At 64.6% G+C, this 4089-nt stretch carries 2 protein-coding genes and 2 pseudogenes; all 4 read right to left on the minus strand.

All coding sequences use genetic code 11. From position 1 onward, the window contains the following. Positions 1 to 88: 88 nt before the first annotated feature. Entirely contained in the window at positions 89 to 1141 is a 1053-nt protein-coding gene (locus GA615_RS27105; RefSeq protein WP_152054478.1) for a glycosyltransferase family 2 protein, read from the minus strand. Positions 1142 to 1164: 23 nt separating this feature from the next. After that, positions 1165 to 1299 (minus strand): annotated as a pseudogene (locus tag GA615_RS27110) (integrase core domain-containing protein); the annotation flags it as partial. A gap of 10 nt (positions 1300 to 1309) precedes the next feature. Continuing rightward, positions 1310 to 3490 carry a recombinase family protein gene (locus GA615_RS27115; protein ID WP_152054480.1) on the minus strand — a complete coding sequence of 727 codons (2181 nt, stop codon included), beginning with the start codon at positions 3488 to 3490 and terminating at the stop codon, positions 1310 to 1312. A gap of 300 nt (positions 3491 to 3790) precedes the next feature. Beyond that, positions 3791 to 4089: pseudogene (locus GA615_RS27120) on the minus strand (transposase); the annotation flags it as partial.

The following is a 4089-nucleotide window of genomic DNA, read 5'->3' on the forward strand; positions in this document are numbered from 1 at the left end:
AACAAGGGGCCCCACGAGGCTCATCCTTCCATCCTACCTCGATTTGGTTTCACCATGCCCAGCGATCATTCATCCGGAATAATAATCTTCAATGCAACAGCAAGCGTTTAACAACCCTCTTGGGAAGCGATAGCATACCAGCTGCGAGATAATTCTTTAAGGGCCGGAGACCGAGACGCGCGCACGCAATGTAGTTTTGCCGGGCCTCGGACAACCACCCGTTACGCTTACACAAATAAGCCAGGCTGTAGACGCGATCACGCTTTTTTCTCAATAGTAAATCATGAGCAATATCACCGTCCCCGACAACTTGAAGCCAACGATCGATCATCACAATGGAGTTTCTCAGGAATTCGGGAGAAGACGAGAGGTTATTCCCATGATCTATCTTATGAACAAGAATCTCGTCCACGAATCCGAATCTACCGATGCGGGCAAGCCGGAGCCACAGATCGATGTCTTCGGGCCCTTTCAGACTCGGATCGAAGAGTCCTGATTGGGAAAGGGCTGACCTTCGTACCAAAACCGATGATGTGAGCACGAAATTCTCGCGCAGTAGATCATGAAATTCATCACCGGGTTGGCGGGGACGATAGTAAGCAAGACGTGATCGGGCAGACGCCGGGGACTCGCCCCGAGAATAATCGGTGTAGCAGAGAATGGCCTCGGGATGGGCATCCATGTAGGTGACCTGGAGTCCCAGCTTATCCGGATGCCAGAGGTCGTCGGCATCAAGGAAGGCGACATACTCTGAAACCGAATGAAGGATCCCACGATTCCTCGCTATGGAGGGTCCACCATTCGCCTGACGGAGACAGCGCACCCTGGGATCACGAATGCCGAGTCGATCGAGTTCCACCGGGACAGGGGAACCATCGTCGACAACGATCAGGTGGAAATCCCGGAACCGCTGCGACAGAACCGATGTGATCGAGTCCCGGAGCATATCGAAGGAACCATGAATCCACGCGGGTATGACAACACTGACTTTTGCCTCGACTGGCATTGGATTCCTTCTACTCATGCCACAAACATCGCCTAACCGCGAATTACCTTCGTCACGAGATGTGAAGTGGCCCCCATTGTCCAGACCACTCGGGCCGGATTTGACGATATGCTCTGGCCAGGCATTCCCGCTCATGGCCTGATCGGCCGGGCATCGTGGTAGACCTCGGCGGGGGTTCGGTAGGCCAGGATCTGGTGCGGGCGTTCGTGGTTGTAGAACGCAAACCACCCCTCAAGGCCGCCTTCGAGTTCTTTCGCGTCCTGATACGACTTGATGTACACCTCCTCGTATTTGAACGAGGCATCATTCCCCTCCACTCTGCGAACTCGTTGTTCGGCCCGGCTCGCCTGGTCGACTCGGTCGGCTGGTCAACTCGGATGGGGGCGTCCGTCGGCCGCGGCACTCGATCTCGAACGCTCGCAGCCGGCGGAGTCGCCCGACCTCCGCGGCGTCGGCCCACACGATCCAACGGCCATTCTCGCCTCGCAGCTGCCGCGTGTGTAGCCATCCCGACCACCGCCACCGGTGGACCACGATCGGCTTCACCCCGAGTTCCGCCGCCAGCGCCGGCAACCACCACTCGCCAGGCCCCGGAAGGTCGCTCGCGTCACGGACGCCGGCCGGGACGCCCTTCCGCCCGAACCGCGCCAAGAATTGACGGACCCCGTTGCCCGTGAACCGATCGCCCCGGGCCGCCTGATATCCCTCGCGGTTGAGCGCCTCGGCGATCGCATCCGCGGTCCGCCCGTCGCCCCGCAGTTCCAGGATTCTCTCCCGGAGCTGCGCCAGCCCGCCGAGAGACCGATAGGTCCGCAGCCCCTGGCGAATCTCGTGTCGCGTGACCGCCCCGCCTCGCCAGTGGATCGCCACGTCGATCCGCTCTGATTCACCGTTGCGGGTCAGTTCCACGCGTTCGATCAGCAGGCGAACGATCGCTCGCCGGTCGCCTCCGGTCGTCGTCGGGCTGTGCCAGAGCCCGGGCAGGTCGGCCGCCAACGCCGTAATCCGCTCCCGATCGGACGCGCTCAGGCGTCGCGGCTGTTCGGCCTGGAACCGGTCGTGGTCCTCCATCAGCCTCCGTCGCTCGGCCAGCTTCCGCTCCCACTGCCGCTCCAACTCCCGGGCCACCAGGCGGTTCTCCGGATCGACCGCGTCGTATTGCCGCCGCGCCCGGTCCGCCTCGTACTCGGCACGTTCCAGCCGTTGCCTCCAGAGCGTATGCAGACGTTCTCGATCCTGCTCGACTCGCTCGGCGGCCCGGAGGCTCAACTCCAGCGAAGCCGGCTCGACCGCCTTGAGCACCAGCGTCTCGATCAGCCGGTCCGGGTAGGAGGCCACCAGACTCTGACACTGCGGCCCGCCGTACTCCCGGGCCTCCCAATCGCAGGCGTACCGCGGGTTCGCCGAGGCTCGCGCGTTGCGTGCCCCCATCGGCCTGCCGCATCGACCGCACCGGACGATCCCGTTCAGCAGGGTCGGCGCCCGGCCCGTCACCTTCTTCGATCCGGGCCCGCGGTCGTTCTCGGCCAGCCGCCGCCGATTCGCCTCGTACTGTTCCCACGAGATGTATGCGGGGACGGCGTCCCGGAGCAGGCAGACCCATTGCTCGGGCGGGGCGTTCCAGCGGCCCGACTTCGGCTTGCCCGCGACCCGTCGGGCCGGGTCGAAGGGGGAGCGGCCATAGGCGTAGGCCCCGGCATAGATCGGGTGCCGGAGCATCTCGTACAAGGCGCTGCGTCGAGGCCGCCGCCACTGCAGGCGCCCCTTGCCCGGCCCCTTGTACACCCGGGACCCGAGCTGGATGTCGTTGGCCGCGAAGTAGGCGTGCGCCTTCGTCAGCGAGCCGAGCTCGGCGAACTTGGCGAACACCAGCGACACCACCGATCGCACCTGCTCGTCCGGGTCCATGGCGATCCCGCCCTCGGGCGGACGCACGTACCCGACCGGCACGCAGGTGAACAGCTCGCCCCGCCGGGCCTTGTTCAACTTGCCCTGGTGCATCCGCGTCTTCAGGACATGAACCTCTGCCTCGCTCATCATGCCGCGCAGCCCCAGCAACATCCGATCGTTGGGGTCGGTCGGGTCGTACACGCCGTCGGCGTCGGCGAGCAGGACCTGGAACAGGCCGCACAGCTCCAGCAGCTGATACCAATCCTTGCACGACCGCGACAGCCGGCTCATCTCGCGGCCGAACACGACGCCGACGTGCCCGAGCGACACCTCGGCCAGCAACCGCTGGAACCCCGGCCGGTTCTCGACGGACGTGCCGCTGATCCCCTGGTCGTCGTCGATCACCACGACGCGGTCGTCGGCCCAACCCAGGGCGACGGCCCGTCGTCGGAGTTGGTACTGCAAGTCGGTCGATTCGCGGTTGCCGACGACCTGCTGCGGGGTGGACTGGCGGACGTAGACGACGGCGAGGCGATCGCAGTGCCGTGGGCGGATCTTGTGGGCGAACGGCGAAGTGGCGTCAGTGCGGCTCATGCGTCCCCTCCGCCGGTGCGTCGGGTTCGGCGAGTCGCTCGGCGAGCATCCGGCCGAGCCGCCGGAGCAGTTCCTCCTGACGGCTGGTCGGCAGGTCCTGCCACCGCGGTTCGGTCGATGGAGGCGGGTTCAGGCGCGGGGGGGTGCGGGGACGAGTCGGTCGGACATGGTGCGGCTCCTCTGGCGCGGGCGTGAAACTCCTGACAGAGACGGGCCAGGTCGAGCAAGGCCCACGGACACGCGGTCACCTCGATTGTATCCGATCCGACAACGCCTTCATCGATAGGAGGTCGTCGTCGGCTCCTTCTTCAGCGACCGCCACAGCCGCTCGATGAACACGTCGTCCAGGGCACGACCCCAGCCATCCATGCTCACCGCCACCCCGTGCTCCTCCAGACGACCCGTGAACGCCTTCGCCGTGAACTGGACCCACTGATCGGTGTTGAAGATCGCGGGCTGGCCGCCGCTCAGGGCCTCCCTCAACGCCTCCAGGCAGAACCGGCCGTCGAGCGTGTTCGACAGCCGCCAGCAGAGCACGTAACGGCTGAACCAGTCGATCACCGCCGTCAGATACATAAAGCCCTGCTCCAGCGGGATGG

The organism is Tautonia marina (assembly GCF_009177065.1).
GTDB lineage: Bacteria > Planctomycetota > Planctomycetia > Isosphaerales > Isosphaeraceae > Tautonia > Tautonia marina.